Origin of the sequence: Bradyrhizobium sp. YR681 (assembly GCF_000282615.1) — a bacterium.
Classification (GTDB): domain Bacteria; phylum Pseudomonadota; class Alphaproteobacteria; order Rhizobiales; family Xanthobacteraceae; genus Bradyrhizobium.
The window spans coordinates 1-6332 of sequence record NZ_AKIY01000090.1 but is presented as its reverse complement, the minus strand read 5'-3'; the positions used below and the strand labels follow the sequence as shown (position 1 = coordinate 6332).

The following is a 6332-nucleotide window of genomic DNA, read 5'->3' as shown; positions in this document are numbered from 1 at the left end:
GGCCGCCGCCGAGGCCGCCGATATCGCCCTCCATGCCGAAGCGCGTCGCGCCATGCAGCGAGCCCATCGACCAGGCCTGCTCCGGCGACATGCCCGCCTTCACGGCTTCGCGCACCACCCAGTCGAGGCCGAACAGCAGCAGATCGTCGGCGTCGCGGTCGTCGGTGCACACGGCGGTGCGCTTGTGCGAGGCGCCGAGCTCGGTGATGGTGCGGATCGCCTGCGGCAGCGAATGCCAGGGCGTGGTCGGTGGTCCCCCGCGCAAAAACACCCAGACGCCGGCATCGAGCAGATCATCGGCGATGTCGCGGTCGATCGCCTCATGGGTGTCGGTGACGCCGGACGCCGCATAGGCCGCGACGAATTCGCGGCCATAGACGTGGCCGGACACCGGCCGTCCGCGCTTCAAGGCCGCGGCGAGGATGGCATGGCTGCGTTCGTCCCCCATCGTCACCGGCACGAAGTCCATCTTCTCGCCGAGCGCGACCGCTTCGGGCCATCGGTCGAACAAGCCCGCGATCTTGTCCGGCGTGAGGTCGCCGCCGGCCGTCTCCAGCTCGGCCGAGGTCGCCGGCACCGTCGACGGCACCGTCAGGAAGATCGAGAGCGGCGCCTCGCGCGCGTCCTCCAGCATCGCCTCGACGCCGGCGACGTCCATGACGTTGCCGATCTCGTGGCTGTCGCAGAAGATCGTTGTGGTGCCGTTGAGGAGCGCGGCCTCGGCATAGGCGCAGGCCGTCACCATCGAGGATTCGATGTGGATGTGCGGATCGACCAGCCCGGGCGCGATGATCCCGCCGGCCGCGTCGTAGATCGTGACGTCGCGCCACGCCTTCCTGGCTGTTCCAGCCGGCTTCACCGCGGCGACGCGGCCGCCTGATATCCAGACCTCACGGTCCGGATGGATACGCTCCGAATAGGTCGAAAGCACCCGGGCACCCGTGACGACGAGATCCGGCGCGACGCGCCCGGAGGCGACGTCGGCGAGGCGCCGGGTCATCGCATGCAGCGGTGCGACGGCGAAGCGGGTAAGTTTGCTCATCGGGACCCTCGCGTGGCGTTACGGCCGCACGATGGTTACGCCCTGCGCCAGACCGGGCAAGCGCAAATATAGCGGCAGGCCCTGCTTACGCCTTAGGCGCCGAACCGCCCGCCGCCCCCGCCCTGGCAGGCCTGCGCGGGTTCCGCCGTCTCGACGGTGCCGCGGCCGCGGGCTTGACCCGAATGCGGATCGACCGCCCGTTCGATTCATCGATCTCGAACGAATTCGTCTTTCGCACGAGGTCGCTCAACTTGCGGGAGCCGTAGGTTCTCGAATCGAAATCGGGGGCGAGGTTGGTCAGCCCTTTTCCGACTTCCCCGAGAGAAACCCATCCATCTTCGCTTTCCATCTGGGCGATCACCTTCTTGATCATGGGGATGGCTGCGTCAGGGGGTTGAAGTAGCGGCGATCTCGAGGCGGTATCCTGATTGCTCGCCGTACCGGCAAGCAGGTTCTCGGTATAGACGAACCTGCGGCAGGCCTGCCTGAAGCTCTCAGGCGTCTTCTGCTCGCCGAACCCGAAGACATCGACGCCCTGCTCCCGGATGCGGGCAGCCAGACGGGTAAAGTCGCTGTCTGAAGACACAAGGCAGAAGCCGTCGAACCGGCCGCTGTGGAGCAGGTCCATGGCGTCGATCACCAGCGTGATGTCGGACGCGTTCTTTCCCGTCGTATAGGCGAACTGCTGCTGCGGGATGATGGCGTGTTTCGACAGAATATCGGCCCAGCCCTTGGACCGCGCATTGGAGAAGTCGCCGTAGATGCGGCGGACGCTGGCTTCGCCGATCTTGGCGATCTCCTCGAACAGTCCATCCGCGATCTTGGCAGAGGCGTTGTCGGCATCGATCAGGACGGCGAGACGGGGCGAGCGAAGTTCCGACGGCATGGCGTTTCCTCGACCAGATGGACGCAGCACGCGCGCCGGGACGGCTAGTCCTCGTTCGCCTTGAAGCGTCCCATCCCCTTCAGCACGAATGGGGCCAGCAGCGCAACCAGCGCGAGGCCGAGCAGCGTTGCCGAGATCGGGCTTTGCAGCAGCGTCATGGGATCGCCGAGGCTGATCGCGAGCGCGCGGCGCAACTGGCTTTCGGCGATCGGGCCGAGGATCAGGCCGACCACCACCGGCGCGATCGGAAAGTCGAACCGGCGCATCAGGAAGCCGAGCACGCCAAAACCGGCCAGCATCGACAATTCAACCACCGACGGCTTTGCGGCGATGGTGCCCATGGTCGCGAAGACGAGGATGCCGGCATAGAGCCACGGCTGCGGGATCGCGAGCAGCCGGACCCACAGCCCGACCAGCGGCAGGTTGAGCACCAGCAGCATGCAATTGGCGATGAAGAGGCTCGCGATCAGGCCCCATACGAGGTCAGGCCGCTCGGCAAACAGCAGCGGCCCGGGATTGAGGCCGTATTGCTGGAAGCCTGCCAGCATCATCGCGGCCGTCGCCGAGGTCGGCAATCCCAGCGTCAGCAAAGGCACCAGCGTGCCGGCGGCGGAAGCGTTGTTGGCCGCTTCCGGTCCGGCGACGCCTTCGATCGCGCCCTTGCCGAACTCTTCCGGATATTTTGTCAGCCGCTTCTCGGTCGAGTAGGACAGGAAGGTCGGGATCTCCGCGCCGCCCGCCGGCAACGCGCCAATCGGGAAACCGAACATGGTGCCGCGCAGCCATGGCTTCCACGACCGCTTCCAGTCTTCCTTCGTCATCCACAGCGAGCCGCGCACCGGCTCCAGCTTCTCCTCGGTGTGATGGCGGCGCGATGCGACATAGAGCGCCTCGCCGAGTGCAAACAGGCCGACCGCCAGTGTCGTCACCTCGACGCCGTCGAGCAGTTCAGGCACGCCGAACGCGAGCCGCGCCTGTCCGGTCAGCTTGTCGATGCCGACAAGGCCGAGCGTCAGGCCGATGAAAAGGCTGGTCAGCCCGCGGATCGGGGAATCGCCGAAGGTCGCCGACACCGTGACGAAGGCGACGCACATCAGCGCAAAATAATCCTCGGGGCCAAAGCGCACGGCGAAATCGACCAGCCACGGCGCGAGGAACGCAAGCCCGATGGTGGCGATGGTGCCGGCGACGAAGGAACCGATCGCGGAGGTCGCGAGCGCCGGCCCGCCGCGGCCGGCCTTGGCCATCTTGTTGCCTTCGAGCGCGGTCGCCATCGAAGCGCTCTCGCCAGGGGTATTGATCAGGATCGCGGTGGTCGATCCGCCATACATGCCGCCGTAATAGATGCCGGCGAACATGATCAGCGAGCCGCCGGGATCGAGCTTGTAGGTGACAGGCAGCAGCAGTGCGACCGTCAGCGCCGGGCCGATGCCGGGCAGCACGCCCACCGCGGTGCCGAGGAACACGCCGATCAGCGCATAGAGCAGATTCATCGGCTGAACGGCGACCGCCATGCCGTGGGCCAGCGCCGCAAAAGTGTCCATCACAGCAGTCGCTCCAGCGGGCCGGTCGGAAGGCTCAGCGTCAACAGCCGGTCGAACGCGAGATAGATGAGGGTGGACATCACGAGGGCGATGATGCTGTCGACCAGGATGGCGCGGCGCCCGAAGGCCGCCGACGTCGTCACGAACAGCGCCGAGGTCGCCAGGATGAAGCCGCCGCCAAAGCCGATGATGGCGATCAGCAGCGCAAGGCCAACCAGGATCAGAATTACCGGCACAGGATCGGCGCTCTCGCGCGCCGGCAGATTGCCGCGCAGCGCATCGATGAAATTGCCGATCGCGAGCAGTGCGAGGCCACAGGCGATCACGACCGGCATGGCCTCCGGTCCCATCCCGTACATCGCGGTGGATTGCAGGCCGCGCGCGTCCCAGACCAGCACCACGGCGAGACCTGCGAGCAATGCCGCAATGATGATGCCGGCGCGATCGACGCGCCGCGGCGGCTGGGCGGGACCGCCAGACGCGTGATCCCCGGTCATGACTTGACCAGGCCGACCGATTTCAGCACGTCGGTGACGCGCACGGTTTCCTTCTTCAGGAAGTCGGCGAAGGCGTCGCCGCCGAGATAGGCGTCTTCCCAGCCCTTCTGCTTGAGGATGTCCTTCCAGGCGTCCGACTTCACCATCTTCTCGACCGCATCGCTCAGGGTCTTGCGCTGCTCCGGCGTGATGCCGGGAGGCGCGACCACCGAACGCCAATTGGCGATCACGAGGTCGATGCCTTGCTCCTTGAAGGTCGGGATATCGCTGCCGGCGATGCGCTTCTCCGAGGTCACGCCGATCGCGCGCAGCTTGCCGGACTTGATCTGTCCTTCATATTCGCTCATCCCCGAAATGCCCGCGGTGACCTTGCCGCCGAGAATCGCGGCGAGCGACTCGCCGCCGCCGGAGAACGGGATGTAGTTGATCTTCTTCGCGTCGGCGCCGACCGCGCCCGCGAACAACGCCGCCATCACATGGTCGACACCGCCGGCAGAGCCGCCGGCAAAGGTCACCTTGGCGATGTCGGCCTTCACCGCGGCGGCCAGATCCTGCGCCGTCTTGATCGGCGAATTCGCGGGCACCACGATCACCTGGATCTCCTCGGTGAGGCGCGCGATCGGCGTCACCTGCTCGAGCGTGACAGGCGACTTGTTCATGGCGAGCGCGCCCACCATGACGAAGCCGTTGACCATCAGCTGATTGCCGTCGCCCTTGGCGCCGTTGACGAACTGGGCGATGCCGACGCTGCCGCCCGCGCCGGGAACGTTGATGACCTGCACGCTGCGCGCAACGCCCGAGGCGACCAATGCCTGTTGCATCGAGCGCGCGGTCTGGTCCCAGCCCCCGCCCGGAGCCGCCGGCGCCATCAGCTTGAGCTCGAGCTGGGCAAAAGCAGGCGTGGCTGCCGCAAGGGTCAGCGCGACGGCTGCGCCGACAAGGCGCGCGGGAAATTGAAACATGGGGGCATTCTCCAGGCTCGTGCGGACGTTGCTGTTCGCCGCCGCATTGTGTCGTTTGGTCGCATATCAGCCAAAACGACCGACGCTGTCCAGCGACCAGGCCCGGTTCCTGCTAGCCGGATTTCGGCATCACGCCGCCGAGCGCAAATGTCAGCTCACCGGCCACATCGCGCACGATTTGCCCGATTTCCGGCAATCTCTCATCGGTCAGACGGCTGGTCATGCCCGAGACGGAGATCGCCGCGAGCGGCTCGGCGCAGTCGTTGTAGATGACTGCGGCAATACAGCGCAGGCCCATGCAGGCCTCCTCGTCGTCGAGCGCAAAACCCTGCTTGCGGATCTTTTCGAGCTCCTTGAACAGGTCGCTCGGCCGCACGATCGACTTCTCGGTCAGGCGGGGCATGCCGTGATGGCGGATGACGGCACCGACGTCCTCATCCGAATAGGTCGCGAGCACCGCCTTGCCGACGCCCGAGGTCACCATGGCGACACGGCCGCCCACCTGGGTCAGCGAGCGCATGATCTCGCGGCTCTCCATGCGGGTCAGCACGATGATGAATTCGTCGTCGACCACGGCGAGGTTGGCAGTCTCGCGGGTGAGATCGCGCAGCTTGCGCAAATAGGGAATCGCCTGCGTGGAGAAATTGCGCCGCCGCGCAAAGCTCGCGCCGACCGTGAAGCTGCGCGAGCCGACGTGCCATTTCGATTCCGTGCGGTCGAACTGGACGAAGCGGCGGCTTTCGAGCGTTGCGAGCAAGCGGTGCACCGTCGAGGTCGACAATCCGGTGCGGATCGCCAGGTCGCTCAGGCGGTAGCCCTCGTCATCCTCGGCCAGCGTCGCCAGGATCGACAGCGCGCGATCGACGGATTGCACCCCGCCGTCGCGGGTCTCAGGCTCCTGGTCGGCCGCGGATTTCGGCTCGACGGTCCTGCGGCGGATCACGTTTTTCCTCATCGCGACCTGCATATCAGCCAGTCAGACGATTGACGCTCGTGCCCTGAAACTTTCCCGCATCGTGGGAAACGTCGCTCCGGTGCCTCACGGGAGCGACGTTTTTTGTTGACAGCTCAGAGCAGCCCTGCCCCGCGCGCCCATCGGTACTTGGCGCCGAGCACCTCGACCGGAAGCTCGGTCGAATAGGCATAGGCCGGGATGCCGTTCTGGTAGAGATATTCGGCGGCTTCCTCGACCTCGACGTCGCCGGCGAGCGAGGCTACGATCGGCTTCACAAACCCCTTGGCCTCCATCTCCTTCTTCACCTCGACCATGTTGCGGGCGAACACCATCGGTGGCGTGACGATGGTGTGCCAGTAGCCGAGGATCAGCGAGTGGATGCGTTCGTCCGTCAGGCCGAGCTTCACCGTGTTGACATAGGTGATCGGCGGCTCGCCGCCGGTGAT

The 6332-nt window shown here is 66.1% G+C and carries 6 protein-coding genes and 1 pseudogene; all 7 read right to left on the bottom strand.

Annotation, left to right across the window (positions count from 1 at the left end):
- Positions 1-1042 (bottom strand): amidohydrolase family protein (locus tag PMI42_RS10115; RefSeq protein ID WP_008133262.1); only part of this gene is annotated, 1042 nt, incomplete at its 3' end.
- 85 nt (positions 1043-1127) lie between these two features.
- Positions 1128-1928, bottom strand: a complete 801-nt coding sequence (locus PMI42_RS10110) for an NYN domain-containing protein (RefSeq protein ID WP_008133261.1) — start codon at positions 1926-1928, stop codon at positions 1128-1130.
- Between the two features lie 44 nt (positions 1929-1972).
- Positions 1973-3472 carry a tripartite tricarboxylate transporter permease gene (locus tag PMI42_RS10105; protein WP_035965118.1) on the bottom strand — a complete coding sequence of 500 codons (1500 nt, stop codon included), beginning with the start codon at positions 3470-3472 and terminating at the stop codon, positions 1973-1975.
- Positions 3472-3969 (bottom strand): tripartite tricarboxylate transporter TctB family protein, encoded by a 498-nt coding sequence (locus PMI42_RS10100; protein ID WP_008133257.1) that lies wholly within the window; start codon positions 3967-3969, stop codon positions 3472-3474. Before PMI42_RS10100 ends, PMI42_RS10105 begins: the two co-directional genes overlap by 1 nt.
- A complete protein-coding gene (locus PMI42_RS10095) occupies positions 3966-4931 on the bottom strand; it encodes a Bug family tripartite tricarboxylate transporter substrate binding protein (protein WP_008133256.1) in 966 nt (321 codons plus the stop codon). Before PMI42_RS10095 ends, PMI42_RS10100 begins: the two co-directional genes overlap by 4 nt.
- Before the next feature lie 112 nt (positions 4932-5043).
- A complete protein-coding gene (locus PMI42_RS10090) occupies positions 5044-5886 on the bottom strand; it encodes an IclR family transcriptional regulator (protein ID WP_008133254.1) in 843 nt (280 codons plus the stop codon).
- A 113-nt stretch (positions 5887-5999) separates the two neighbouring features.
- Positions 6000-6332 (bottom strand): annotated as a pseudogene (locus PMI42_RS10085) (acetate--CoA ligase family protein); the annotation flags it as partial.

Excerpts from the sequence above, each read along its gene's own strand:
- PMI42_RS10105 (WP_035965118.1), bottom strand. The coding sequence starts at position 3,472 with ATGGACACTTTTGCGGCGCTGGCCCACGGCATGGCGGTCGCCGTTCAG.
- PMI42_RS10090 (WP_008133254.1), bottom strand. The coding sequence starts at position 5,886 with ATGAGGAAAAACGTGATCCGCCGCAGGACCGTCGAGCCGAAATCCGCG.
- PMI42_RS10095 (WP_008133256.1), bottom strand. The coding sequence starts at position 4,931 with ATGTTTCAATTTCCCGCGCGCCTTGTCGGCGCAGCCGTCGCGCTGACC.
- PMI42_RS10110 (WP_008133261.1), bottom strand. The coding sequence starts at position 1,928 with ATGCCGTCGGAACTTCGCTCGCCCCGTCTCGCCGTCCTGATCGATGCC.
- PMI42_RS10100 (WP_008133257.1), bottom strand. The coding sequence starts at position 3,969 with ATGACCGGGGATCACGCGTCTGGCGGTCCCGCCCAGCCGCCGCGGCGC.